The 25,262-nt window shown below is 63.8% G+C and carries 17 protein-coding genes and 2 pseudogenes; 9 read left to right on the forward strand and 10 right to left on the reverse strand.

Annotated features, from left to right (window positions below):
• The first annotated feature begins 476 nt into the window (after nucleotides 1-476).
• The 3 genes from A5760_RS27495 (at nucleotide 477) to A5760_RS00455 (ending at nucleotide 4,933) form a co-directional block, all read left to right on the forward strand.
• Nucleotides 477-1,859, forward strand: a complete 1,383-nt coding sequence (locus tag A5760_RS27495) for a PPE family protein (protein WP_064877116.1) — start codon at nucleotides 477-479, stop codon at nucleotides 1,857-1,859.
• Entirely contained in the window at nucleotides 1,856-3,259 is a 1,404-nt protein-coding gene (locus tag A5760_RS27500; protein ID WP_064877117.1) for a PPE family protein, read from the forward strand. The genes A5760_RS27495 and A5760_RS27500 overlap by 4 nt, the downstream gene beginning before the upstream one ends.
• A 126-nt stretch (nucleotides 3,260-3,385) precedes the next feature.
• Complete coding sequence (locus tag A5760_RS00455; protein WP_231122505.1) at nucleotides 3,386-4,933, forward strand: APC family permease; 1,548 nt, start codon at nucleotides 3,386-3,388, stop codon at nucleotides 4,931-4,933.
• A 186-nt stretch (nucleotides 4,934-5,119) separates the two neighbouring features.
• Here the strand turns inward: A5760_RS00455 and A5760_RS00460 are convergent.
• From A5760_RS00460 to A5760_RS00475, 3 genes and pseudogenes are all read right to left on the reverse strand, one after another.
• Nucleotides 5,120-5,454 (reverse strand): annotated as a pseudogene (locus A5760_RS00460) (zinc-binding dehydrogenase); the annotation flags it as partial.
• 765 nt (nucleotides 5,455-6,219) lie between these two features.
• The gene (locus A5760_RS00470; RefSeq protein WP_064877119.1) at nucleotides 6,220-6,906 is read right to left on the reverse strand and encodes a sigma-70 family RNA polymerase sigma factor; all 687 of its coding nucleotides are present in this window, start codon (nucleotides 6,904-6,906) and stop codon (nucleotides 6,220-6,222) included.
• 504 nt (nucleotides 6,907-7,410) lie between these two features.
• A pseudogene (locus tag A5760_RS00475) lies at nucleotides 7,411-7,869 on the reverse strand (helix-turn-helix transcriptional regulator); the annotation flags it as partial.
• Nucleotides 7,870-8,247: 378 nt separating this feature from the next.
• Here A5760_RS00475 and A5760_RS00480 point away from each other — a divergent pair.
• Nucleotides 8,248-11,040, forward strand: a complete 2,793-nt coding sequence (locus A5760_RS00480) for a helix-turn-helix transcriptional regulator (protein ID WP_196771935.1) — start codon at nucleotides 8,248-8,250, stop codon at nucleotides 11,038-11,040.
• Between the two features lie 27 nt (nucleotides 11,041-11,067).
• Here A5760_RS00480 and A5760_RS27720 read toward each other — a convergent pair whose 3' ends face one another.
• From A5760_RS27720 to A5760_RS00505, 6 genes are all read right to left on the reverse strand, one after another.
• Complete coding sequence (locus A5760_RS27720) at nucleotides 11,068-12,138, reverse strand: alpha/beta fold hydrolase (protein WP_082279262.1); 1,071 nt, start codon at nucleotides 12,136-12,138, stop codon at nucleotides 11,068-11,070.
• Nucleotides 12,139-12,682: 544 nt separating this feature from the next.
• Entirely contained in the window at nucleotides 12,683-13,870 is a 1,188-nt protein-coding gene (locus tag A5760_RS00485) for a PPE family protein (protein ID WP_064877121.1), read from the reverse strand.
• Between the two features lie 14 nt (nucleotides 13,871-13,884).
• Complete coding sequence (locus A5760_RS00490; protein WP_064877175.1) at nucleotides 13,885-14,184, reverse strand: PE family protein; 300 nt, start codon at nucleotides 14,182-14,184, stop codon at nucleotides 13,885-13,887.
• 163 nt (nucleotides 14,185-14,347) lie between these two features.
• Nucleotides 14,348-14,896, reverse strand: coding sequence for a carboxymuconolactone decarboxylase family protein (locus tag A5760_RS00495; RefSeq protein ID WP_064877122.1), 549 nt, complete (start codon nucleotides 14,894-14,896; stop codon nucleotides 14,348-14,350).
• A 19-nt stretch (nucleotides 14,897-14,915) separates the two neighbouring features.
• Nucleotides 14,916-15,455, reverse strand: a complete 540-nt coding sequence (locus tag A5760_RS00500) for a carboxymuconolactone decarboxylase family protein (RefSeq protein ID WP_064877123.1) — start codon at nucleotides 15,453-15,455, stop codon at nucleotides 14,916-14,918.
• A 12-nt stretch (nucleotides 15,456-15,467) separates the two neighbouring features.
• On the reverse strand, nucleotides 15,468-16,349 hold the full coding sequence (locus A5760_RS00505; RefSeq protein ID WP_064877124.1) for a dioxygenase: 882 nt from the start codon (nucleotides 16,347-16,349) through the stop codon (nucleotides 15,468-15,470).
• A 297-nt stretch (nucleotides 16,350-16,646) separates the two neighbouring features.
• On the opposite strand from A5760_RS00505, the gene A5760_RS00510 reads away from it, so the two are divergent.
• The 5 genes from A5760_RS00510 (at nucleotide 16,647) to A5760_RS00530 (ending at nucleotide 22,058) form a co-directional block, all read left to right on the forward strand.
• Nucleotides 16,647-17,060: a nuclear transport factor 2 family protein gene (locus A5760_RS00510; RefSeq protein ID WP_064877125.1), complete on the forward strand. Its 414-nt coding sequence runs from the start codon at nucleotides 16,647-16,649 to the stop codon at nucleotides 17,058-17,060.
• A 64-nt stretch (nucleotides 17,061-17,124) separates the two neighbouring features.
• Nucleotides 17,125-18,189 carry a maleylacetate reductase gene (locus A5760_RS00515; protein WP_064877176.1) on the forward strand — a complete coding sequence of 355 codons (1,065 nt, stop codon included), beginning with the start codon at nucleotides 17,125-17,127 and terminating at the stop codon, nucleotides 18,187-18,189.
• Nucleotides 18,190-18,308: 119 nt separating this feature from the next.
• On the forward strand, nucleotides 18,309-20,207 hold the full coding sequence (locus tag A5760_RS00520; protein ID WP_082279263.1) for an amidohydrolase: 1,899 nt from the start codon (nucleotides 18,309-18,311) through the stop codon (nucleotides 20,205-20,207).
• Between the two features lie 55 nt (nucleotides 20,208-20,262).
• Nucleotides 20,263-20,931, forward strand: coding sequence for a hydrolase (locus A5760_RS00525; protein WP_064877126.1), 669 nt, complete (start codon nucleotides 20,263-20,265; stop codon nucleotides 20,929-20,931).
• Nucleotides 20,932-21,095: 164 nt separating this feature from the next.
• The gene (locus A5760_RS00530) at nucleotides 21,096-22,058 is read left to right on the forward strand and encodes a quinone oxidoreductase family protein (RefSeq protein ID WP_196771927.1); all 963 of its coding nucleotides are present in this window, start codon (nucleotides 21,096-21,098) and stop codon (nucleotides 22,056-22,058) included.
• Between the two features lie 103 nt (nucleotides 22,059-22,161).
• On the opposite strand, the gene A5760_RS00535 is transcribed toward A5760_RS00530, so the two are convergent.
• A complete protein-coding gene (locus tag A5760_RS00535; protein ID WP_064877128.1) occupies nucleotides 22,162-25,248 on the reverse strand; it encodes a BTAD domain-containing putative transcriptional regulator in 3,087 nt (1,028 codons plus the stop codon).
• Nucleotides 25,249-25,262: the final 14 nt, after the last annotated feature.

The raw sequence follows: 25,262 nt of genomic DNA on the forward strand, positions 1-25,262 counted from the left end.
GGCTGATCCGCTTGGTTCTCACCTTGTCGGAGGGTTGGCCCGGTGCGGCATCAAGGCCACCAAAGCTTTCGCGCTTTATCACAAAGGAGTTGTAAGATACCGGGTTCCGCGCGGGCCGCAAGCTCCGACACCGCTCGGCTCAGCCCTGATTGCACCTGCGCCGCCGCGACGCCGCTATCAGAAGCGCCGCTGCTGGAAACGAAATTATTGTGGCGCCGAATCAGCACACGACGAGGTAAAGGAGCGCCGGCTGTCTGGAAGTCGGCCAAGGTTTGCCAGGTGATTTTCAGTAATCAATCAGCGCCGTCGCAGAGACGTAATCCATTCTTGTAGTCGGTTCGCCGATCTCGGCATGTGCTGCGGCCACGGTCCGTGAGCCGTCGCTGGTGTTGTTAAACGTGCGCCAAGCCATCTACGAGGGCATGCGGGTGGACCCGGGGATGTCTAGGACGACTGGTTCGACAGGGGTTAGCGAAATGGATTTTGCGGCGTTGCCGCCCGAGGTCAATTCCGCGCGGATGTATGCCGGCGCGGGGGTGGGCTCCATGGTCGCCGCCACGGCCGCCTGGGATGCGTTGGCTGCCGAGTTGAGTTCGGCGGCGGCCTCTTATCGGGCGGTGTTGTCGGAGCTGACGAGCGGCTCGTGGGTGGGCCCGTCGTCGGGGGCGATGGTGGCGGCGGTGGCTCCGTATGTGGCGTGGATGAACACCACCGCCGCGCAGGCCCAACAGGCAGCCGGCCAGCTCACGTCGGCGGTGGCCGCCTACGAGGCGGCCTTCGCCGCCACGGTGCCCCCGGCGCAGATCGAGGTCAACCGCGCGCTGTTGGCCTCACTCGTGGCGACCAACGTCCTCGGGCAGAACACCCCGGCGATCGCGACCACCGAGGCGCAGTACGCCGAGATGTGGGCCCAAGACGCCGCGGCCATGTACGGCTACGCCGGCGCCTCGGCGGCGGCCACCAGATTGACCGCATTCACGTCTCCGCCGCAGATCACCAACCCGTCGGGCAAGGCGATGCAGGCCGCTTCCGTCAACCAGGCCGCCGCGTCCTCGGCAGGGCCGAGCACGCAGTCCGCACTCTCGGTCGTGCCGAACACGCTGCAAAACCTTTCGTCAACACCATTCGCCACTTCATCGAACTTGGATCCGGCGCTGGGAAGCCTGTTCGACCCACCAGCCGGCAGCCCCACGGGCCTCAACGAGCTCACGCAGAACATCGGTAACTGGGCGTTGGTCATCAGTGGCCCCTTGTTCACGGCTTCCGGTATCACTCCCCTGCTGGGCGGGCTCTACGGGCTGGCATTGCCGACGGCGGCGGCGGTCGCCGGCGACGTGTCACCGGCGGACGCTGGGCTGGGGACCCTGGTGAGCTCGCCAGGCGGGACGGGAGTCCCGGCCAATGCCGGTGTCTCGGCGAGCCTGGCCGGGTCGTCCGCCGTCGGCGGGCTGTCGGTGCCGCAGTCGTGGGCGGAGGGCCCGGCCGTTCGGCTGGCCGCGAGCGCGTCGCCCTTGCCGGCCGCCGGACTCGGCGGTGTACCACCGGCCGAGGCGGCAAGTCCCGGCTTCTTCGGTGGCCTTCCTCCGGTGGGCAGCGTGGTCAACGCGCCCAGGGGTGAGCAGTCGCGCACCCGCTCCGGATCGGGTCAGCGAGTCGTCCCGGCAATGCCTGGCGAGCAGGGCGCTGACGAGGGTGTCGCGACCCGGCCCGCACCGGCGCCACAAAAGAGCCGCAAGCACGTCGCCAGCGCATTGAGCGAACGCGAGCGCGACGAGCTCGAAAAGCTGCGCAAGGAGATCGCCGAAGTGGCGACCGAACGCGATGCGGCGGCCCGCCTGATCAAGGAGGCCATGCTATGACCGCGCCCTTGGATTTCGGAGGCCTGCCACCCGAAGTCAATTCCGCGCGGATGTATGCGGGTGCGGGGTCGGAGCCGTGGGTTGCGGCCGCGGCGGCCTGGGAGAAATTGGCAGCCGAATTGAGTTCGGCGGCAACGTCCTATCGAACGGTGACGTCGCAACTTGCGGCTGACCCGTGGGTGGGCCCGTCGTCGGGGGCGATGGTGGCGGCGGTGGCTCCGTATGTGGCGTGGATGAACACCACCGCCGCGCAGGCCCAGCAGGCGGCCAGCCAGCTCACGTCGGCGGTGGCCGCCTATGAGGCGGCCTTCGCCGCCACGGTGCCCCCGGCGCAGATCGAGGTCAACCGCGCGCTGTTGTCTTCGCTGGTGTCCACCAATGCTTTTGGGCAGAACACCCCGGCGATCGCGGCCACCGAGGCGCAGTACTCCGAGATGTGGGCTCAAGACGCCGCAGCCATGTACGGCTACGCGGGCGCCTCGGCGGCGGCCACCAGGTTGACGCCGTTCACCTCACCGCCCCAGACCACCAACTCGACGGCAAATACCAACCAGAGCATGGCGGTCAACAGGGCTGCCGCGTCAGCAACCGGCCAGAGCACCCAATCGACGCTGTCCAGCGTGCCCAACCTGCTGCAGAACGTTACGGCGGGCCCGGCCTCCGGGACGTCCGGAGGGTCTTCCGGGTCGGGTTCGCTGCTGGATCTGTTCAACAACTTCAGCGAGAACACCATCGGCTACCAAATCCTTTCCGAGGGTTTGAATTTCGACGCCTCCGGTACCTTGCTGACCCTCGCACCGCCGGTCGCCGCGGCCTGGAACCCGTTGGTCAATTCGCTTTCCGCGCCACCGGCCGCGGCGGCGGGTCTTGCCGGAGCGGGCACCTCCGGGTCGGCTCTGGTGAATTCGGGCTCGGGTGCGGGCCCGGGCGTCCCCGGGGTATCGGCGGGAGTGGGCGAGGCGGCGTCGGTCGGCAAGCTGTCGGTGCCGCAGTCCTGGGGCACGTCCCCGGCGATTCGGCTGGCCGCCACGGCAGCCGCGCTGCCGAGCGCCGGGCTCGAGGGCGTCCCCCAGGCCGGGGCGGCCACACCGGGCTTCTACGGCGGCATGCCCTCGATGGGTCCGGTGGCCAGCGTCGTCAACGCACCGCGCGGCGACCAGGGCCGCATCCGGGCAGGCGCCCGCCACAAGGTGGTTCCCGGGCTGGCCGGCGAGACCGGCATGCACGACGACCCCGCCGGCCGATGGGTCAAGCCGACCGCCGATGCGGACGACGACGCCGCCGTGGGCGAACGCGATGAGCTCAACCAACTGCGCAAGGCGATCGCCGACGTACGCCGACAACGAGACGTTCTGAAGCGCACGGCCGCGAACTTGATCAAGGAGGCGACGAACAAATAGCAGCCCTGTCGCGGATCGCTCTCATCGAGCCTCAGGAACCGCAATAGCCCGCGGTTGTGAATTGTGACATGTCGATGAACGACAGCCGATTGCCGTCCACTCGACTTGAGAAGTGAGGAAAGAGCTTTGGCCATTAACACGACGTCTGGAACCGCAAGAACACTCAAAGAAAACGCCCAGCCCCAGACCCAACCCGGCGTCGGCAGTATCCCCACGCTCGAGGACGAGGACCAGGCTCAGCTCGAGGCCCTCGGCTTCCACTCCGACTTCAAGCGGGACATGAGCCCGTGGGCGAACTTCTCGCTCGGATTCACCTACCTGTCACCGGTGGTCGGCATCTACACGGTGTTCGCTTTCGCGCTGGCCGCCGCTGGGCCGCCGATGATCTGGAGCCTGCTCATCGCCGGCGCCGGGCAGATGTTGGTCGCGCTGGTGTTCAGCGAGGTGGTCGCGCAGTTCCCCGTGGCCGGTGGCGTCTACCCCTGGGCGCGACGGTTGTGGGGCCGCAAATGGGCGTGGATGACCGGGTGGGTCTACATGTTCACGCTGCTGGCCCTGCTGGCCGACGCGGCCTATGGTGCGGGCCCGTACGTGGCCGACGTGTTCGGTTTCACGCCGTCCCCGCACGCCACGGTGCTGTGTGCGCTCGGCATGTTGGCGATTGCCACCGCCATCAACCTGACCGGCACCAAGATGCTGGGCTACTTCGCCATCTTCGGCTTCAGCGCCGAGCTGATCGGAGCCATCGTGGTCGGCGTCTGGTTGCTGTGCACCCAGCGACACCACAACCTCGGGGTGCTGTTCCACGGCTTCGGTGCCCAAGGCAGCCACAGCTACATGTACGCCTTTCTGGCCGCCAGCCTGATCGCGCTGTACCAGTTCTTCGGTTTCGAAGCCTGCGGCGACGTGGCCGAAGAGGTCCGCGACCCCGGCGTGCAAATTCCCAAGGCGATGCGCCGCACCATCTACATCGGAGGCTCCGCAGCTACTTTCGTCTGCTTGAGCCTGATCCTGTCGGTCACCGACTTCGGCGCGGTGATCAGCGGCAAGGACTCCGATCCGATCGACACCATCCTGAAGACCGCATTCGGCGGGCTCGGCGCCAAGGTCGTGCTGTGCATCGTGCTGATCTCGTTCGTGTCGTGCGCGCTGAGCCTGCAGGCCGCGGCCAGCCGGCTCATCTACTCCTACGGCCGTGACGACATGATCATCGGCTCAAAGCTGTTGGCGCGCTTCGATCACAAACGCCACGTGCCGCCGTACTCGCTGCTGATTGCGGTCATCATCCCGGCGTTCCTGATCATCGGTTCGCTCATCTCGAGCGACGCGCTCACCAAACTCGTCAGCTTCGGTTCGGTCGGGGTCTACATCGCGTTCCAGATGGTGGTGCTGGCGGCCCTGCGCGCGCGGATCAAAGGCTGGGTGCCGAAGGGCAAGTACCGGCTCGGCCGGTGGGGCGTGCCCGTGAACATCGGCGCGCTGATCTACGGAGTCGCGGCCATCGTCAATCTGTCCTGGCCGCGTGACTCCCACCAGCCCTGGTATGACGACTACATCATCGCGCTGATGTCCGTGGCCGTTGTCGGCCTCGGCATCCTGTACATGGTGTGCAGCCGGGCTTACGCCAAGAGCGACGCTCCATACGCTGACGCCGTTCCGTCGGAGTCAGCCTGATCCCGCTCGTCCGCGGACCGCAACTCGTCGACATCCTCACCGGGGCCAAACAGCTAAGCACCGTTGGACGCCGCCCAACTCGCGCTTTCCACCTGGCTCGGCACGGCCAGCTCCGGCAGCATAAACCCGCGGCGAAAACAGGGGGCGGGTCGAATTTCGCCATGACGTCGCGCTCGTCCGCCGACATCAGCAGAACGTGACGACGACCTTGTCCGCCGCCCCGGGGTGTGCGCCAGTTCGAGCGCCTCGCCGACGTCGTCGAACGGGATGGTGTGGCTGACGATCAGCGCGTACTTCTCCCAGTTCGCGACGAGATCCCTGGTCACCTCGAAGATCTCGTCGGGATAGCCCATCGATCCCAGGATGGTGATCTCGTTGCTCATCACGTTGACGAACTCGACTGGCACCGGTTCCTTGTGCACACCAACGATTCCCAGGGTGGCACCCTTCTTGGCCGCGGCCAGCGCGGTGTTGATGACCGCGGGTACACCGGCGGCGTCGAGGTAGATGTCGGTTGCCGAAGAGGGGCGTTCCGATGGTGTGCTCATCGTTAATTGCTCCCTGAACGTTGATCTGGTGTGTCCAACATTTTCGTTTGCAGCGAAAATCATCCGGCCATCAGGGCGCGTGACTAAACGTCTTACAGCACAACAATCTAACGAGCGAACGCGACAAGAGGGTTTAAGACGAGGAGAGTCGATGCGGTGAGTGACGCGGCGCGCGTTACCTAGGTCGACGACCCCGCGAGACTGGAGAGCATGCAGCACACAATCCACGGTGTTCCGGGTTAGGCGTGTTGGCAACACAGTGCTTGCTTGTTTCGGCAAGTCATGCCATATTTCCGGTTCCCATGCTGCTTTTAGGCCGACTCATCGGCGAATGTGTTTTTGATCATTCGATGCGGGCTCAGGTAGTTTCGTGGCCATAAGCAAGAAGGCAACATGGATCTGAACCGTGACATAGTGCTCGGCTCGCCCTCCCCCTCATCCACTTCAACCGCAAAACACGCTCATGCAACTCCTCAATGATCAGGAGCACCAGGCCCGCAGCGCTCGCCCCGAAAGTGAACCATCCCAAGAGCACTTCGTCGGGCATGATGGCGAGCACGACCGCCAGTAAGGCCACCACACCAATACGCACCGCGACGAACAATACCTTCGGTTTGCATTCCTCCAAAGCGCTGAAACCCTGTATCTCATTGTGCCCGTTGGGCGCAGCTAACGATGTTGTGCAGCACGGCAGAACCGATCGGTGGACGCTGACACAGAATGGTGGAGGTCTTTGATTCACGTTACCTCCAATGAGACGGAGTCGATCATTGGCCCGGGCTCACGTATATGTTCGATTTCAAGCCGCTTCGGGCGGCTACCACGAAGAGTCTTGCGTAACTGTCGGCGACCTCGGTGCAGTCGCGACTTGACAGTGCCGACAGCGACATTCGTGATGTCAGCAATCTCTCTATAGGACATCCCCTCCACGTCGGCATAGTAGATGGCTAATCGCGATTCCTCCGTCAGCGTCATGAGAGCAGCCTTGATCACACTGTCCGGTAAGGACTCCAACGCTGTGAGCTCAGCCGAGCGAACGACTGTCGCGCTACGTGCGGCATACAACGCCAACCGATCATCAGAGACGCCCCCAGCCGACACCTCAGTTCGCCAACGCCGCTTCTTGCGGCAACTGTTAATCCAACTGTTGTGCATAATTCGACAGAGCCAGGCGACCAAGTCTGTGCCTTCGCGGAAGGTGGGGAATCCTGCATAGGCATTCATAAGGGTGTCCTGCACGAGGTCCTCGGCGTCATGGCGGTCGCGTGTCACACGGAGTGCCATGGCGTAGAGGCGATTTCGTAGTGGAATGACCTCGCGTTCGAAACGTGCAGCAAGTTGGGCGTTGGACGCCGGATCGCGGAAGACCACGGCTTGGCCGCAACGATCGTCGATGCTGTGGGGCAACATGGTCGGGGTAGCCATGTTGAATCTCCTTAAACGAGATGGTATTTAACTAGCCAGACAAGTGCGTTGGTCTCACAAACCGTCGAGTCGCGTTACAACCGCTTGGCTCTGAGCTGACCTAGCACCACAAAGCCCACGACGTCGACTCGGGCCTGGCCGGGGCTGACGAGCGTCGCAAACCGCCCTCCTACGTCGCTTAAGGTACGAAATCTGGTGCCGGACATACTTCGATACTCAACCGATCGAACGGAAGAACGACCGGGACCTCGCGATCCATCAGGCAATCTCCCGTCTCTCCGCCTTCAAGATGACCGATGGGGATAGCGCTGCACTTGATGCCACTGGTCTCGACGCTTTCGCCATTGGCCGACGCCCGCCGGGGGCTGTCGTCGATCAATTACTAGGAGCTTGCCGTGAAATGTCATTTTGTCGCATCCGCCTATGGCTAGTCGAAGAAGCCAGCACTGTGGCTCGCCGTGCGACGCGGGTGCCTGCGGTATTTAGTTAGCTGCTTGCGCACCGCTAGACAGGACTCGGAAAGACCCGATCAAGCTGGCTGCGTGAGCTGATGTCGAGTTTGGCGAACACATTGTGAAGGTGGTACCGGACGGTGCGCGTGCTGATGAACAGCCGTGCGCCGATCTCCGGATTAGAGAGCCCGTCGCAGGCCATCCGTGCGAGGTGAGTCCCTGCCGGGTCAGTTGCTTTCCGCCTCCCCGAACGTACGTTTGCGGGCGATCTCCCCAGTGGCTTGCAGCTCACAGTCAGCCACTCGGCGAACGCCTCCATCCCCATCGCGTCGAGCATGTCGTGCGCGATGCGCAGCTGTATTCGCGCGTCGGTTCTGCGACGCTCGCGGCGCAGCCACTCTCCGTAGAGCAGCTGGGCACGAGCAAGATCCGCACGCATGCGGGTGCGGCCAAGCCGCTCGATGGCGCCACGATAAAGACGCTCAGCCTCGGCTCCATTCGTGCCGAGCGCGTCCCGCTGCGGGGGCGAAAGACGATCGAGGCGATCGACGGCGGCCTACAAACGCCAAGGCCTGCGCAGAAGCTTGGTCCGGCCGCCGCAACGCGCCTGTCCAGCGCACAGCAACCATGGCGCCCCGATCAGCCCCATGTTGCTGTGGGAATGCCTCCGCCCCACGACACACAAGGTTGCAACCCAACCGGGCCGGTGTCGTCATTTTGGTCATTTCACAATTCCAAACGATCGCCCATCCGCAGGGGTGCGCTTGTGTCCACTACCGTTTAGCTACAGAGCGGGGCGCGAGAATGTGGTCACCGGATCCACCGGTGCCTGGCAACCGCAACTAGTTTCCTGGGCTAGGGCAGCAAGGTATAGCCTCATCCCGTGAAGATGCCAACTAGCGGCATGCAGCTGATCGATCGCGACCCGGAACGTAGGCTGCTTGACGAACTTCTCCGGACCGTACGGGGCGGGGAAAGTCGAGTGCTAGTGCTGCAGGGCGATCCTGGCGTCGGTAAGTCGGCGTTGATGGATTACGTTGCCGAGCAAGCCACGGGCTGCCGTCTGGCACGTGCCGCCGGTATCGAGTCGGAGATGGAGCTCGCCTATGCCGCGCTGCAGCAGTTGTGCGCGCCGATGCTGGATCACCTTGACGTCCTGCCCGCACCCCAGCGTGAAGCCCTCGGGACTGCCTTTGGGCTGATGGCCGGTCCGGCGCCGGATCGGTTTTTGGTGGGTCTGGCCACGTTGAACTTAATTTCCGAGGTGGCCGAGCAGCAGCCCCTTGTCTGCCTGGTTGATGATCTGCAGTGGCTAGACCAGGCTTCGGCGCAAGCCTTGGCGTTTGTCGGTCGCCGGCTCGTCGTCGAATCGGTGGCAATAATTTTCGCGTCGCGTGCGCCGGTGCCCTACCTCAGCACGTTGGCGACGCTGGAGGTCAAAGGCCTACGCGCGGGCGATGCGCGGGCATTGCTGGATGCAGTATGGACCGCCCCGATCGACGAGCGGGTGCGCGACCAGATCGTCATCGAGACAGGAGGGAACCCGCTGGCGCTGCTGGAATTGCCCCGTGGTCTGGGGATGCACAAGCTGGCCGGCGGGTTCGGTTTGCCCGGGTCAGCGCGACTGACGGCGACCGTGGAGGAAAGCTTCCGGCGTGAGATCCAAAGGTTGCCTCGGCAGACCCACCGCCTGTTGTTACTGGCGGCGGCCGAGCCGCTGGGCGATCCGGCGCTGTTGTGGCGAGCGGCCGCACATTTGGGCATCGGCGCCGACGCCGCTGCACCGGCCATCGATGCCGGGCTGGCCGAATTCGGCGTCCGGGTGCGGTTCCGCCATCCGCTGGTGCGTTCAGCGGCCTACCACTCAGCGCCGCTGCACGAAAGACGGGCCGCGCATCAAGCGTTGGCAGAGGCGACAGATCCGGGCAGCGATCCCGATCGACATGCTTGGCACCGAGCCCAGGCGACGGAAGGGCCGGACGAGGACGTGGCCGCGGAGTTGGAGCGCTCCGCGGACCGGGCCCAGGCACGCGGTGGCTTGGCCGCTGCGGCGGCGTTTCTCGAGCGGGCGACGATGTTGACCCGTGAGCCGAATCGGCAAGCCGAGCGGGCGTTGGCTGCCGCGGCGGCCCACGTGGGGGCGGGCGCGTTCGATGCGGCGTTGGAATTGCTGACGATGGTTGAGGGCGGACCGCTCAGCGAGTTCCACAGGGCCCGAGTGGATTTGATCCGGGCCCAGCTCGTCTATGTCACCGGCCGCGGCGCCGACGCGATGCCGCTGCTGCTCAAGGCAGCCAAATCGCTTGAGCCGTTTGACGTTGCGCTGTCCCGCGCGACCTACCTGGACGCACTGACGGCAGGATTTCTCGCCGGCGACCTCGCGGAGGGCGATGTGCTCGAGGTGGCCCGCGCCGCCCAGGGGGCGCCGCGCCCGTCAACTCCACAGCTAATCGACCTCACCGTCGATGCCTTCGCGGCGCACGTCACCGACGGATACGTGGCGTCCCTGCCGGCGTTGCGGCGCGCGACTAAAGCGGCTCGCGACGCGACGTCGCTCAGTGACCAGTTGCGCTGTCTGTACCAGGTCTGCCTCACCGCGCAAAGCATCTGGGATGACGAGAGCACAGTGATGCTCTCGCAGCGATACCTCGAGGTCGCGCGCGAGGCAGGTGCGCTTGCCGAAATACCCATCGCCGGGGTCGTGCGCGCGATCGCACATGTATATGTCGGCGAGCTGACCGCAGCAGAATCGCTGCTTCCTGAGCTGACGACCCTTGCACAGGAGCTGCAGACGGTGACCGAGGCGATCGGCACCAGCCTGTGGCAATACGTTGATTACGTCGTGATGTTGCTTGCTGCATTCCGCGGCGACCAAACGGCGGTAACTCAGTTAACCGTTGCAACGACAACGGAGACGACGACTCGTGGCCAAGGTGGCTTACAAACGTGGATAGCCTGGTTCATCGCGGTGCTTAACAACGGCCTGGGCCGCTACGGTGAGGCCGTAGCCGCGGCGCAACTCACGGGCGAACAGACCGCGATCGCAGAGGCATCGGACTTTGTCGCAGCTGAACTCGTCGAAGCCGCCGTCCGCACCGGCGCCACGCACACCGCCACCGAAGCGCTGCGCCGGCTTACCAGCACCACCACTGCCAGTGCCAGCGACTGGGCGCTCGGTGTGGAAGCACGTTCGCGTGCACTGCTTTCCGACGGCGCCGAGGCTGAACGTTTGTATTGCGAGGCGATCGATCGTCTCGAACGGACCCGTATGCGACCCGAGCTCGCGCGCGCCCGTCTGCTCTACGGGGAATGGCTGCGCCGCGAGGGCCGCCGCACCGACGCACGAACACAACTACACACCGCACATGACATGTTCGACGCGATGGGAATGCGCGGGTTCGCCGAGCGGACCCGGCACGAGCTAGTGGCCACTGGCGTGACCGCACACAAGCGCACCACAGCGGCGCGTCGTGCGCAGCTGACGCCGCAGGAAACCCAGATCGCGGAGTTGGCCAGGGAGGGCCTGACCAATCCAGAGATCGGGGCACGACTATTCATTAGCGCCAAGACCGTGCAGTATCACCTGAGCAAGGTGTTCACCAAGCTGAACATCAGCTCACGCAGCCAGCTCGATCGTGTGCTACCCAGCCGGACCCCCCTAGGACTGGGCACCAGTAGGTAACCGATCACGGCGTGTGCCCGCATTGCATCACCAACCACGATGCTGGCGAGCTGGGCTGACTGTCGGCAAGCCCACAGAGCCGCGGCCTTGCGACGAGCCGTGGTGACTACGCCTAGCTCCGCTTCGTGGGGAATGACTGGAAGTCGCTGCTGAACCATCGGATTGCGCGACGGCGCGGCTGATTGCCTCGGTGACGAGCTGCGGGGCCTCCTGTAGAAGCATGTGTCCGGCGTCGGGTTGATGCATCAGCGTGGCCCCAGGGATGGCGGCGACCATATCGTGGGCATGCGCGGGTGGGGTGAACACGTCGGCTCCACCGCTCACGACAGTCGTCGCTGCGGAGATAGCACTAAGGGTGTGGTATTGGTCATAGCTTCGCAAGCTCGGCAGGAACCCCACCTTGGTTCTCAAGGGGGTTGCGTTAATGGTCCCAGCTGCTACTGCTGCACGTGCATCGCAGCCGTTAAGGCCATACCCACAACGTCGGGTCAGCGCGGCGCACGCGGGTCCACTGAGTGCCCGAATTGTCTTGTCCGTCATCGGCAATGGCGCATGTTGCACCATAGCGTAGAGGATGTTGACAGTGGGGGTCGCCAAGAGCCGACCGAGACCGCGCTTGGCGAGTTTGCCTGCAGCACTTGCGATGAGTACAAGCGATTGCGGTTCGACCGGGCGATAACTGGCGCTACGGGCTAGGTAGGCCAAGGCTGTCATGCCCCCCATAGAGTGTCCTGCGAGGGTGAGCGGGCCGCTAACGCCAAGGGCTACGAGCAACGCCGCGAGGTCGTCGGCTAGCTGCTCGATGCGGTAAGCATGCATGGGAGCGGCCGAGGAGTCTCCGTGGCCGCGGTGGTCGTAGCTGATGATCCGGATGTCGTTGCCCAACTCGCGTGTCAATTGATCGATCTGGATGTCCCATGACGATTGGTCTAAGCAGAAGCCATGTAAAAGGATCACGGTGTGCTTGGGTGCGCAAGATGATCCGTGGTCACGCACGGAAAGCGACACGCCATCTCTCGCAATGACGGTCCGGGTGCGACCTAGAGCCCTCCCTGGAAAATGGCTGCCCACATGCAACTCGGCGGCGGTCGATGTCATTTTCCGATCTTCCTGTATGCATTTGGCGGGGGTCTGCCACGCCGTTCAAATGACGTGGGCTGTCGCGTGGTGAGCCGGCGAAGCTGTCTGCTCAATCCCACCGGAAGGGGAATACAGCGTCTTTGGTTTCCTGATCATCATCGCTCCTGGCTTCCTACTGTCCCTATCATCAGCCAGTTAGTGCGACAGTCACATCCGCTGGTGCCTAGCGCGATTGGCCAGTCGGTCCAAACCGGAGTAGCGGTTCAATCCGGATAGACACGCAGCAGTAGCGCCGGCGCCTGACAGCTGGCCTGCCTCACGGATAGGGCCTAAAACGACGCGGCGGAGGGCATTGGGGATTCGCCGCACACAGCCCGCGGGAAACCAAGCGATAAAGCTATGCGGCAGAACGCGTTATGTACCCAGACCACCATGTGATCACCGACCAGATGACAGTATGCCGGCCGGATCTGGCTTCGCTAAGCTCCAGTGGTGATTCCCGACTTTGTCGCCGACTCGGCGTGCGAAAAGCATTGGCAGAAGGCATGGATTCAAGAAAATGCTATCCCGTGTAGTCGCGAAGTGGAATCACCTTGAAGGGGCGAATTCCGTCCCCAAAGTTAATGCCTCGCTTTGCGCGCATGGACCCGCCCGTCCTAGGCATGCCACCCAACACGCCGGCCGGCTGTGCTGCGTTCGATGCCGGCGCACCACCCATCCCCGTGCCCGGCAATGCCGCGGCCGCGGGGCTGATGGGCGAAGTCCAGGCTTGCGGCACGGACATAGCTCCAATCGACGCCGCGTTGCCCCAACCCGCCGTCACCGCGCCGCCGAAGCCTGCCGATCCCAATGGCGTCACCTTGCCGACGAGAGCCGCTGCCGGAGCCGTAGCCGACGTCACCGCGTTGGCGAGCCCAGCTGGCGCCGCCGCGTTCAACAGTATGCCGCTCGTAAACCCAAGGCTCGCAGCGGGAGGAATCAAGACATCCCCCCCGCCAACCGCCAGGATCTGCAGCGGCCCTTCGATCGTCTGCAGCATAGATAGCAGCGAGGACGCTCCCGATAGCCCACTGGACGTGCCCGAAGTGGATCCCGCCGGTGACGCGAGCCCCTGCAGCGCGGCCGGCGCGGCGGAAGTTAGCTGTGACAGCGTCGACTGCGCACTGCCGGCCGAGGTGCCGACGGCTTGGGAAACGGCGGCGGCTTGGCCCGCCATGCCGCCGGGGTTGGTGGTCGAAGCAGGCGGGGTGAACGGTGTCATTGTCGCCGCGGTGGCCGATGCGCTGGCGTAGCCGTACATCGCGGAGGCATCTTGGGCCCACATTTCCATGTACTGGGCCTCGGTGGCCGTGATCGCCGGCGTGTTCTGTCCCAGAATGTTCGTCGCGATCAGCAAAGCCAACAAGCTGCGGTTGGCCGCGATCACTGGCGGCGGAACCGTCATCGCGAACGCCGTCTCAAACGCCGCTGCGGCCGCACTCGCTTGTGCGGCCGCCTGCTCGGCCTGAGCGGCGGTGGTCGTCATCCATGCCACATTGGCTGCGGCTGCCGCCGCCATCGACGTTGATGCCGTTCCTAACCAGGGACCGCTGGTTAGTCCGGCGACCGCTGAATGGTAAGACATTGCCGCCGAATATAATTCAGCTGCTAGCCGTTCCCAAGCCGTCGCAGCGGCCAGCATCGACCCAGGCCCGGGCCCGGCATACATCCGGCCTGAGTTGATTTCCGGCGGCAGCGCCGCGAAATCCATTGCTACGCATCCGCTCAGCTTGCCGCAGCCGCGTTGGCGACCTCGGTGGCCGCGTAAGACCCGGCGCTCGACGTCAGCGTGGTCGCGAACAGTGCATGCATCGCCGCCGCTTGGGCGCTGACCGCCTGATACATCTGGGCTTGGGCGGCGAACTGGGCCGCAGTCAGCGCCGACACCTCGTCGGCAGCTGCGGGCAACACGTCGGTGGTGGGTGCCGCCGCAGCGGCATTTTCAGCGCTCATCGTTGAGCCGGTGGCCTGCAACGCGGCCGCCGCGGCTGCCAGGATTTCTGGTTCGGTGGTTACAAAAGGCATCGTCTCTCTCCTTAACTGCTCAAGTGCTTGCAACTGCGGTCCGCTATCGCCAGATCGATGAAAGTCGTTCCATATCATTGATTTTCATCGCGTTCCCTTCCGATAAGTCGCGGTCGGCGGACAGACAGCCAAACGGCAATGGGCATACCGGGTTTACATAGCGCTACGGCGCCGGCTCGGGGATCGTGATACGGGCTTGCGAGTCGAGGTCGACGTCGAGGGCATTGAGCATCAGGGCTAACCCGGCCCAGCGATGGATCACCATCAAGACCTCGACGGTGGCTTCGTCGCCAAGGCCGCGGCGGACTTCCTCGAAAAGCTCAGCGTTGACCCGTTTTGTGACCAGCAACTCGGTCGTCAGCAGCAGGACAGCGAGTTCGATGTCGTCGAACCCGGCGTCCTCGAGTCCGCCCGTCGGAGCCAGTGCGGCGATCTGCTCGGCGCTGATTCCGGCCTTTTCAGCGATGCCGGTGTGTTGGCCAATTTCGTACGGGGAGTCCATGAGGTGCCCGGTGCGCAGAATGACCAACTCGCGTAGCCGAGGACTGAGTACCGGGCTGGTAAGAGCATCGCGGCCGGCGATCATCCATCCGGTGAAGACGTTCTCAGCGTTGGCCAGGGTTCGATAGACGTTGAGGCTGCCCCGCTCGACGGTGAGCTCGCGCGCATGATCGTTCAGGGTGCCAATGTCTCGGTACGGAATACGTGTCATAGTCGATCCTCTTCACAGGTCATACGTGCAAGCGCACGTGATCGTCGATGTCCAGTTCGGTGGCGTTCAGCACAAGAGCCAGGCCGTAATACAGACCGACGAGCATCAGCAATTCGGTGATGCCATCGGTGCCGAGTAGGGCGTGGACTCTGGTGAAGCTCTCTATGTCCACATGATGGGTGGTGCACAGATCGCTGACAAAGTTCAAGACGTCCAATTCGGCCTCGTCGAAACAAGTTTGGGTTAGCTGACCGTCGCTCAGAAGAGCGGCAATCTGCTGTCCGCTTATACCCGACTGGGTACGCTTGGCGATGTCGGTGTGTTGGGCCAACTCGTATGGGCATCGCTGAAGGTACGCGACCCGCAGGGTCACCATTTCGCGCTCGCGCAGACTGAATGTGGGGCTACTGAGCAGCTCATCAGTCATCTTCGTCCAACCACCAAATACCCGGGGTGCCGTCGCGAGCAACCGGAACACGTTCAGCGCTCCCCGGCGCTGCAAGAAATCCTGTGTTTCGGCGGGAAGCCGCTCGGCCGGCAAAGGGGGGATGCGTGACATCTCGGTCTCCTTCTACTCGGCGAGCTTCGGGGTGAGCGCGAAGGTCCAGTCGACGGTCACGAAGGGCTCGTCCAACGTGGTTCCGTCGGGAGCAGTGTCACCCGCGTCATGGTCGACTGCGTGCGCAATCAGCCCACGCTTGGCGCCGAACACCGCGTCGGAGTCCAGATACGGGTCGTCCGGGCGGAACAATTGGGTGACCAACTCCTCATACCCCTCGGCGCGGAACCAGAAGTGGATGTGCGCCGGCCGCATCGGCGAGCGTGCGGCGGCACGCATGATCTCCCCGCACGGCCCGTCGGTGGGCACCGGGTAATAACGCGGGTTGATGGAGCGGTACCAGAACCGGCCGTTCTCGTCGGTGGTGAGCAGAGCCCGCATCGCTAACTTGTTGTTCAGCTTGTCGGTCTGCTGTACGTCGTAGAAGCCTTCACCGTCGCTGTGCCACGTATCGACTTGCGCGCCAACAACGGGATTTCCGTCAGTGTCGACCACCGTGCCGGTGAAGAACAGCGGCTTGCCCGGCACTCCGCCCGAGATGTCGGAGCCGTTGGCAGCGATGGGCCGGCCCTCAACGTAGAACGGGCCAAGGAGATCGGAGTCTGTTGCCGACGATCCGGTGTGGTGGTTGATCAGATCCACCAGCACGCTCAGGCCCAGAATGTCGGACAGCAGGACATACTCCTGGCGGGTGGGGCTGGAGATCTTGCCGACACGTTCGAGGAAATCGACTGCGGTGAACCACTCCTCATGGGTGAGCCGCACCTCGCGTGTGAAGTCGTGGAGATGCTGGACAAGTGCGGTGAAGACCTCTTTGGTCCGGTCGGTTTTACTGTCATCGAAAGTCTGCTTGGTGGCGTCGGTGATCGACTCCACAGTCAGGTCAAGCGCCATGGTGTTCTCCTGCGGTGCTCATGTTTATGGGGAAAGTGGCGACCAACAGGACTTGTCTGTGAACCGCCGCAAATACCAAGTGTCTGCAACCCCCGTAAAAGAACCGAAACGGGCCCGAGGTAGCCATTGCTTCAGGTTGGCGCCCCGACGACAGCGCCAGGGCAGCATGAGGACCGACTGCAGTTGGCAGCACGACATTGCGCTCCGGCCGATGGTTTCGTCTTTTCTACATCTGGCTGCGCAATGTGGGTTAGGAGTTATTTGTCGCTCCCGACGACCTCATGAACGGAATCAGCCATGCGCACACTCCAACCCGTTGTCATCGTTCGCGGTCTGCTTCGCGCGGTAGACAGCCGTGACTTTCAGGCCCTCGATTCCTATGTCACTGACGATGTGTACTTCCGCTTCGGAAACAACAATCCCACCAACACCAAAGCCGATTTCGCCGCGACGATGCATCCATTCCTTCGGGGGATCGGCGCAATCCGGCACGAAGTCACCGAGATGTGGGAGCTCCCCGAAGGGAGTGTCGTAGCCACGATGGACGTGCACTACACGCGCCTGGACAGGCATCAGCTAATCCTGCCCTGCTGCAATGTGTTCCGTATTCGCGACGGATTGGTCTACGACTACCGCATCTACATGGATGTCAATCCGGTGGTAGCGCCCGTATATCCTACCCCGGTTCCGAAACCCGCTTCAGCATTGTGAGGTGCCGACGGATCGACAAATGCGCACTGGCGCAAGGGATCTGCGCAGTAGCAGGAGCTGCACGATGAAAAGATTCATCTACACTGCTCTGCCCACTCGCGTGGTCTTCGGAAGCGGCACGAGCGCTGAGGTCGCCCAGGAAGTCCTACGACTCGGAACCAGTCGGGTGTTGCTCATCACCGGACCTGACCCGCGACGGCGGTCCGCTGCAGTGGCAGTTGCGCTCGGATCGTTACTTGTCGCCCGATTCGACCGTGCAACCATGAACACACCCACGGACATCACCGCCCGCGCGCTGGAGGTCGCGAAGGCCAACGGGGTCGACTGTGTTGTGTCGGTCGGCGGGGGATCGAGTACCGGGCTGTCCAAAGCGCTCGCTGTGCGCGCCGGTTATCTCCAGGTGATAGTGCCGACAACTTATGCAGGCTCAGAGGTTACGCCGGTGCTCGGGGAAACTGAGGGCGACATTAAGACGACGCGCAGCTCCCCGGACATCCTGCCCGAAACGGTGATCTACGACCCGGATTTGACTCTGGAGCTGCCCCCCGACATGACGCTCACCAGCGCCATCAACGCGATGGCGCACGCCGTCGAAGCGATGTACTCATCCGAGTCGAACCCTGTGATCGACGGAATGGCGCTGCAAGCGATCCGTAGCATCACCCGAGCGCTCCCAGTCGTGATCGACCACCCACGGGACGATGGCGGACGGGCCGAACTGCTTCAGTCGGCGTGGCTCGCCGGGGTGTGCATGGCATCGGTCGGTATGGGGTTGCACCATAAGCTTTGCCACGTCCTGGGAGGAACTTTCGGCCTCCCACACGCGCCGACGCATACAGTCGTCTTGCCTTACGTGATGTCTTACAACCGTTCGGCGGTTCCCGAGGTGATACAGCGCATCGCCGACGCCATGCAGGTATCCGATGCTGCGGTTGGACTGCGTGACCTGGTCGCTCAGCTCGGTGGCCCGACTTCGCTGCAAGAACTTGGATTCCGGGCAGACGACGTGCAAAGGGCTGCGGAATTGGCGGCGTCCGACCCTTACCCGAATCCGCGCACCGTGACCCGAAACGACCTTGTGACGCTGCTGGGCGCGGCATTGGCCGGCCAGCATCCCAGCGACAGTTGATCGCGGGCAAGGGCAACACTGATGCGAAGTCCTTACCGGCCGGGCAGTTTCGCCGTATTTACGCCCGCTCCGGCACTGTTTGCGGTGAGCCGTACACATGCAGATTTGAGGAGTACCTGATGTTTTCCATGCCCGTTGCGGGTGTCCGACCAATGCCACGTTCCGATGTCACGCCCGCTGACGTTGTGCTGCGTAACGCCAAGATCCACACTGGCGATCCGGCCCGGCCGCAGGCCTCCGCGGTGGCGATCACCGACGGGCGTATCACCAAAGTCGGTGACGACGACGCGATCGCAGCCTACGTGGGTCAGGCAACTCAGGTGATCGACGCCCAAGGGCGACGGGCCATTCCCGGACTTAACGACTCGCACCTGCATGTGATCCGCGGCGGCCTGAATTACGTTTTGGAGCTGCGCTGGGACGGAGTTCCCAGCGTGGCACTGGCATTGGCGTTGCTGCACGAGCAAGCCGCGGCGACCCCTGCGGGGCAATGGGTACGCGTGGTCGGCGGCTTCACCAAGGAGCAGTTCGTCGAACGACGGTTACCGACGCTGAAGGAACTCAACGAAGTAGCGCCCGACACTCCGGTGTTCGTTTTGAATCTCTACCAGTCGGCGCTGCTTAACCGCGCTGCCGTGCGCGCCGCCGGTTACACGCGCGACACACCCGAACCGGCTGGCGGCCATATCGTTCGCGGGCCCGATGGCACCCCGACTGGAATGCTGCTGGCGGCACCGGCCGCAACGCTGCTGTATCAAACCCTCGGCAAGGCCCCCAAGCTGACCGTCGAGGACCAGAAGGTATCCACGCGCCACTACCTGAGGGAGCTCAACAGGTTCGGATTGACCTCCGCGATCGACGCGGCGGGTGGGTTCCAAAGCTTTCCCGACGACTACGCCGTCGTGCGCGAACTCGCGGAACGCGGTGAACTGACCCTCCGCATCGCCTATCACTTGTTCCCACAGGTTCTCGGTCAGGAGGTGGCCGACATCCAACGGTGGATACAAACCGTCACGCCCGGGGATGGCGACGAGTTCCTTCGTCTCAACGGCGCTGGCGAGAACCTCACCTGGGCGGCCGCCGACTTCGAGAACTTCGCCGAGCCGCGCCCTGAGCTATCCGAGAATTACGAGCATGACTTTGAAAAGGCGGTGCGGATCCTCTGCGAGAACGGCTGGGGATTTCGGCTGCACGCCACCTACAACGAAACGATCCAGCGCGACCTCGCGGTGTTCGAAAAGCTTGCCGCAGAGGGCCTTTTCCCCGGTTATGGGCGGTGGTTCTTCGACCATGCCGAGACCGTAACCCGGGATAGTCTGGAGCGAATCGCGGCCTTGGGCGGCGCGATATCGGTCCAGAACCGGATGTCGTTTCAGGGCGAATCGTTCATCGCGCGTTACGGCAGGCCTGCCGCACAGGCAGCGCCGCCGGTACGCGCAATGCTGGCCGCCGGTCTGACAGTTGCGGCCGGCACCGACGCCACTCGGGTTTCTTCCTATAACCCGTGGGTGGCGTTGCATTGGCTGGTCACAGGACGCACGGTTGGCGGCACCATTCTCTACCCGCCTTCAAACCGGCTGAGCCGCGAGCAGGCGCTGGAGCGCTACACCGTTGCCGGCGCGCAACTGAGTGGGGAAGAGGACCTCAAGGGCATTCTGCGGGAAGGGTATTTCGGCGACCTGGCGGTGTTGAGCGACGACTACTTCGCCATCGAGGAAACCGATATTCCCCATATCGAGGCAGTGCTCACCATGGTCGGCGGCAAGGTCGTATACGCCGACGCCGAGTTCCAGGGACTGGACGGTGAATTGCCGGAGATCACGCCGGCGTGGAGTCCGGTGGCGCGATTCGGTGGCTATCAGGCGACTCCGCCGCCGAGCAGGCGTGGTGCCGCACAGGCCGCGGCACTCGTTGAAGCAGCGCTGGACTCGCGGGCTCAAGCCCTTTGGGCCGCTGGCCGCAATGGCGAACCGCCATCGGTGGCTTCCCGCCACACCTTCGAAATTCACCAGCACTGATCCCACTCACCCATACCTCGCAACCCTGCAAGGAAACCCCTAAGAAAGGAAAATCATGTCCAAATCCAATGGCGAGCAAGTCGGCCCCACTCCCTCGGCGGATCTGCTCACTCCTGACAACTGCGCATTCCTGTTTGTCGATTTCCAACCGCAGATGTTCTTCGGTGTTGGCGGCACGGACCGCGGGAAGATCATCAACGCGGCGGTGGGCTTGGCCAAGACAGCCAAAGTGTTCAACATTCCCACCATAGTGACCACAGTGGCGGCCAACACGTTCAGCGGTCACCTGATCCCCCAGGTACAGGCCGAATTCCCCGACGCGGAGCTGCTAGACCGCACGTCGATGAATTCGTGGGAAGACGTGGCAGTGGTCGACGCGGTCAAGGCCATCGGTCGCCGCAAGTTGGTGTTGGCTGGTCTGTGGACCGAGGTGTGCATTTTGCTTCCGGCCCTGTCGGCGTTAGCGCAGGGCTACGAGGTGTATGTCGTCGCTGATGCGTCCGGCGGCATGAGCGCAGAAGCCCACGACCATGCGATTTCGCGCATGACGCAGGCTGGCGCTTCTCCGGTGACCTGGGTGCAGGTGCTGTTGGAGCTGCAGCGGGACTGGTCACGGACAGAGACCTACACCCCGGTCCGGACCGTTTCAGCGGAAAACGCCGGTGCCTACGGCCTTGGGCTGGTGTACGGCGCCGACTTCCTCGGGCTCCACGCGGAGGCTTAGCCAAGCATTGGACCGTACGTGACCGGGCGTCGTCTCGCCTACGGATAAGAAGGCGGCGCCCGGTCTACATTTGCCAATTTCGCTGTCTTGCACAACGTTCGATCGTCGTCAAAAGACCATCTTTGGTCGAAGCTCTAACTTGAGAGTAGGCATACATGCGCGCAATGCGGTTCGACCGTTTTGGCGGACCGGAAGTTCTCCAACTCACCGAATTGTCCGACCCATGTGCGACGCCGCAACAGGCCGTGGTTGGCGTGGAGGCGGCTTCAGTGAACCCGTCGGATGTCAAAAACGTCGCCGGCGCTATGGAAGGCACTGTCTTGCCTCGCGTGCCGGGGCGCGACTTCGCCGGCGTGGTCGTGAGTGGACCACCCGAGTGGGATGGTGCCGCAGTGTGGGGCACCGGCGGCGACGTCGGCTTCACGCGCGACGGCTCCCACGCCGAATTGTTAGCCGTTCCAATAGATGCGCTCGTGCGCAAGCCGCCCGAACTCACGTTTGACGAAGCCTCAGTGGTGGGAGTGAATTTCGTCGTGGGATGGCTGGGCGCCATAGAGATTGCACACCTCACCGGTGGCGAGACCGTCGTAGTGTTCGGGGTATCGGGCGGTGTCGGCGGTGCGGTGGCGCAAATCGCTCACCTTATCGGCGCACGTGTCATCGGTATCGACCGGCGCCAACCGTTGCCCGACGCTCCGGCCGCGTCAATAATGGAGGCGTTCATCCCTCTTGGTCCCCCAACGGAAACCGCTGCCGCTGTCAAGGAAGTCACGGGCGGCAAGGGTGCTGAAGTTGTGTATGACACCGTCGGCGGCGTCACTACTGCGGCTGCACTGGCGTCGCTGGCACACCGTGGCAGACTCGTGGTAATCAGTGCAGTCGGGAATCGGCGGGTCGAAATTGATCTGATCGACCTCTACCATAACGAGATTCAAATCCTCGGCGCAGATAGCCGCAAACTCGACGTGGTCGAGTCCGCTCGCCTTCTGAAGCTGATCAGCCCCCACTTCGAGTCCGGGACGTTTCGGCCACTGCCGATCACGGGCAACTACTCGTTGGAAGACGGCGTCGCAGCTTATCAGGCTGTGGCCAACCACACCGTGGGCCGCGTCGTCATTCACCCGTGACCGCACGGCTTGACTTACCAACGTCTCCGAATTCCTTGCAAGACTACGGATATCAGGCGGACCGAGTCGACGGCAATCCACCAAAAGCCCCTGCGATTCGCGCTCAGCGGCGCAACCGATCCAGCAGCGCGCGCGTGCTCGCTGTGGGGCGGGTGCCTGCCGCGCTCAGGGCCCGTTCGCACTGGCCAAACGTGGTGATGACACCGTCGTAGTCCCCGATAGCGCTACGAATGCGCATGCTGATGCGCCACATAGCTTCCCGTAACGGATCGGCGGCCAGGACGGCTTCGGCCAGGCGTTGAGCGTCGGGGTAGCGGCCGACGGCATAGGCTGCGTCGGCGGCAGCGGAACGGACACTAGTGGCCAGTTCGGCCAGGTGTTGGCGGCGTTCATCAACCCAGGCGGAGCCCACGCCCGGAAGGTAGTCACCACGGGCCAGCACGCCTAACGCATGCTCGGCTGCGTCGACCAGTTCACTGCCCTGCAATCGCAGGGCGCCAGCCAGTTCCGTCTCGAGGCGTGCTGATTCGCTAGCCACCACAACGTCGGGGCTAAGCCCGATGCGGCCGTCTTTAGAAGTGGTCAGGGCACTTTCGGGCAGCAGACGGCGCACGCCAGTGACAGTTTGGCGCAGGTAGGCGCGGGCGGATTCATCATCGCGTGCATCAAACAGGGCGTTGAGCAGTTCGTCGCGACTCACCGGAGCGCCGTTTCGTGCGGCCATAAAACCCAATAATTCATAACATTTCGCGATCCTCGGGCGCACCTCCTTGCCGTCGAGCATGATCGCGATACTGCCGAACTCGACCAGCTCGATGGCCGTGGGGATGCGGGTTCCTACCGAGATGCCCTGGGCTGCCAGCACGCGCCCAACAGCGTGCCATGGCGAGTCAGCGTGGGCTTCGGCATCGATACGGCGCGCCACCACCGCCGGAAAGTCTGTCAACGCTTGCAACAACACATGGTTGGATCCCTGCTGGACCGCGGCATTCAGGGCGACGTCGGCGGCATGGTCGGCGGCGTCTTGGTTGCCAGCCCGCCACTCGGCCTCCGCCAGATATACTGCTGCCGTGGGCAATTCCAGGATCCGCCCACTGGCGCACATGCCGGCGACTGCAGCCCGCAGCGAGGACAGGGCCGTGGCATCGTGGTTCTGGAGAAGTGCCGCCAACCCCAACCATGTCTGAGCCCACTCACGCACCAGTGGATAGTCCTTGGCGGCCGGATCGCTGTCGATCTCGTCCAGCGTCGCGGTAGCGCTCGTGGTATCGCGGTCGGCTCGCAGCGCGAACTTCGCCGCTGCTATGTGCTGCAACGCAATCCATGCAGGGGAAGCACTTTCGCGGGCCAATAAGCGGCCCCGGGCTAGTGCTGCTCGGGCATCATCTACTCTTCCAGCATCGAACAACACATCGGGGCCGATGCAACATTCCAGAAGGGTCGCGAAATAACCGCGACATCGCGCCGCCTCGTACTCCTGGAGCGCTGCAGCGGTGCGTCCGGTGGCGCGCAGAGCGCCGATCCTGCCGGGACCCATGGCAACCGCCGTCATGGGCGAGGGCGGATCGTCGGCCAGCTCGCGTAGCCGACCGACAAGGTAATCGACGCTGTAAAGCAACCCGTCCAGTGGACCGCCGGTGGCCTCAGGTCTCGCAGCAGCGGCGCTCGAATCGTCGAAAAGTGCGAGCGCATACCGCGCGACGTCCCGGCCATGACCGTCCGGTGCCGAATCGAGCACCTCGCGCGCCTCATCGAGGCGTCCGGCGAACCCATAGCACCACCCCATCAGCGCGGCTGCGCGTTCAGAAGTTGCCGCCAGCTGCTCGCGCCGCCCACCTTCAGCAAGCTGATCAGCGATGCGTGCGCCGACGCGTACGTCGTCGCGCGTCGCCGCCAGCATCAGCTCGGCGTCGGCTAATCCGGCGTCGTCGACCGGCACAACGTCCGACAGCGCCGCGATCCAACGCTCCGCAATGGCGAAGTCCAGACGCCCGATGACCCTGAAAATCGCATGCCTGGCCGAGGTTAACGCGTCGCTCAATGCCCCGGCGGCCAGCAATTCGTTGACCGCCTCTTCGTGAAAACCTTTGCCAGCCAACAACCTTCCATAAGCGGAGCGCAACTGGCAGACCGCCGCGCGTCCGCGATGATCCAGCAGCTCGCGCAAATGCTCCCGAAACTGCGGATGGCAGCGCATCGCGCGCGATTCCAGTGACCATTCCGCCGGGATGGCCGCAGACTGCAGCGACGACAGCCGTGCCGCCGCGTCGTCTATGCCCAGTGCCAGCGCCGACTCCACCGTCACTTCCTCCAACACCGAGGTGCTGATGAGGAACTCGCGATCTTGGACGCCGAGCTCACCCAGGATGTGCGCGGCGACGTAATCCCCGACATCGCTGGTTGCGCTGCCGCCGTGGCCCGAACGCTCGGGGGAACGACACCCATCAATCAGCACTCCGGCTACCCAGCCCCCGCTCGCCGCGACCGCAGCCGTGACACCGGCAGCCGAGCGGCCCCACCCCCGCAGGGCGGCATCGGCTTCCTGCACGGTGAACGCCAGATCGGCATCGCTCACCCGTGCCATCTCGGCGTCAAGCGCGCTTGAAAGCCACACTGCGGCCGGCAGGGCGCGGCGGCTGATCAAAACCAGGCGCATGCTCGGCGGGGCGTAGCGCACCATCGCGGCGATGATCTGCCACGCCTGTACCGCTTCCTGTAGACGCGCCAGATCGTCTAGAACAAAGACGACCTGCGCATCCGAAGCCCCTTCCACGAGCAGGCCCGCCGCCTCCGCGGCGGGGATCCCGGCTGCCAATGCACCTGTGGCTATTCCCCGCACCCACGGCAGCTGCGCCGCCAGCGCCTCCTCCAAGTACGTCAGCAGTCGCCCAGGGATGACGTCAGTGCCATCGAGGCTCAGCCAGGCTACCGGCCTGTCAAATTTGCGGCTGGCGTGGGCAACCGCCACCGACTTGCCCGCTCCGGCAGTCGCCGTGACCGCAACCACCCGGTGGGTGTCAACCTGCTGGCGAAGCAACCGATCAAGCCGGTCACGTGGTGTCGCGCCCAGAGTATCCGGAACCATCAGCTTGCGCCGAATAATGCGTGCCCCCTGACCGTGATCGGTCGCCGCAACATTGGACGGCTCCGCATGCGCCTGGCCCAGTAGCTCTGCGAGGTCCAGGGGCAAAGATCCCTCTAGTC

This window comes from Mycobacterium colombiense (assembly GCF_001665835.1).
Taxonomy (GTDB): domain Bacteria; phylum Actinomycetota; class Actinomycetes; order Mycobacteriales; family Mycobacteriaceae; genus Mycobacterium; species Mycobacterium colombiense_A.

What these genes read in the sequence shown, in the direction of transcription:
- A5760_RS00500 (WP_064877123.1), bottom strand. Translation starts at nt 15,455, where the DNA reads ATGTCACGCATCCCCCCTTTGCCGGCCGAGCGGCTTCCCGCCGAAACA.
- A5760_RS00520 (WP_082279263.1), top strand. Translation starts at nt 18,309, where the DNA reads ATGTTTTCCATGCCCGTTGCGGGTGTCCGACCAATGCCACGTTCCGAT.
- A5760_RS00505 (WP_064877124.1), bottom strand. Translation starts at nt 16,349, where the DNA reads ATGGCGCTTGACCTGACTGTGGAGTCGATCACCGACGCCACCAAGCAG.
- A5760_RS00530 (WP_196771927.1), top strand. Translation starts at nt 21,096, where the DNA reads ATGCGGTTCGACCGTTTTGGCGGACCGGAAGTTCTCCAACTCACCGAA.
- A5760_RS00470 (WP_064877119.1), bottom strand. Translation starts at nt 6,906, where the DNA reads ATGGCTACCCCGACCATGTTGCCCCACAGCATCGACGATCGTTGCGGC.
- A5760_RS00480 (WP_196771935.1), top strand. Translation starts at nt 8,248, where the DNA reads ATGCCAACTAGCGGCATGCAGCTGATCGATCGCGACCCGGAACGTAGG.
- A5760_RS00490 (WP_064877175.1), bottom strand. Translation starts at nt 14,184, where the DNA reads ATGCCTTTTGTAACCACCGAACCAGAAATCCTGGCAGCCGCGGCGGCC.
- A5760_RS00510 (WP_064877125.1), top strand. Translation starts at nt 16,647, where the DNA reads ATGCGCACACTCCAACCCGTTGTCATCGTTCGCGGTCTGCTTCGCGCG.
- A5760_RS27495 (WP_064877116.1), top strand. Translation starts at nt 477, where the DNA reads ATGGATTTTGCGGCGTTGCCGCCCGAGGTCAATTCCGCGCGGATGTAT.
- A5760_RS00485 (WP_064877121.1), bottom strand. Translation starts at nt 13,870, where the DNA reads ATGGATTTCGCGGCGCTGCCGCCGGAAATCAACTCAGGCCGGATGTAT.
- A5760_RS27500 (WP_064877117.1), top strand. Translation starts at nt 1,856, where the DNA reads ATGACCGCGCCCTTGGATTTCGGAGGCCTGCCACCCGAAGTCAATTCC.
- A5760_RS27720 (WP_082279262.1), bottom strand. Translation starts at nt 12,138, where the DNA reads ATGACATCGACCGCCGCCGAGTTGCATGTGGGCAGCCATTTTCCAGGG.
- A5760_RS00515 (WP_064877176.1), top strand. Translation starts at nt 17,125, where the DNA reads ATGAAAAGATTCATCTACACTGCTCTGCCCACTCGCGTGGTCTTCGGA.
- A5760_RS00495 (WP_064877122.1), bottom strand. Translation starts at nt 14,896, where the DNA reads ATGACACGTATTCCGTACCGAGACATTGGCACCCTGAACGATCATGCG.
- A5760_RS00525 (WP_064877126.1), top strand. Translation starts at nt 20,263, where the DNA reads ATGTCCAAATCCAATGGCGAGCAAGTCGGCCCCACTCCCTCGGCGGAT.